Annotated in this window: 1 protein-coding gene; it reads left to right on the top strand. The window is 64.2% G+C overall.

Annotation, left to right across the window (positions count from 1 at the left end; all coding sequences use genetic code 11):
* The coding region (locus tag Q5762_RS38860) for a hypothetical protein (protein ID WP_315897029.1) at positions 1-260 on the top strand (260 nt) is incomplete at both ends.

Below are 260 nucleotides of genomic sequence, written 5' to 3'. Positions count from 1 at the left end.
AGACGAAGTTGGGAATGGTGAGCGGATCGCCGAACACCTCGCGCCACACGTCGTCTACCGCAACCACGACGAGCGCGGCGTCGATTGGAGCCTCGCCGAGCAGGGCGTCATTCAATCGGGCTTTTCGCTGAAGGCGCTTTTGCGCCGAATCGTCACTTCGCGGTACTTCAAGCGCAGAGTCGAGGCGACGCCGCGAATGCCGACGGTCTTCGAGCCGTTTCAGCACCCCGAGGGGCCGTACACCGCCGACTTCTCGGGCG

Source organism: Streptomyces sp. P9(2023) (genome assembly GCF_032436795.1).
Taxonomy (GTDB): domain Bacteria; phylum Actinomycetota; class Actinomycetes; order Streptomycetales; family Streptomycetaceae; genus Streptomyces.
Note: the sequence above shows the minus strand (reverse complement) of the source record. Positions and strands in the feature narration are given on the sequence as shown.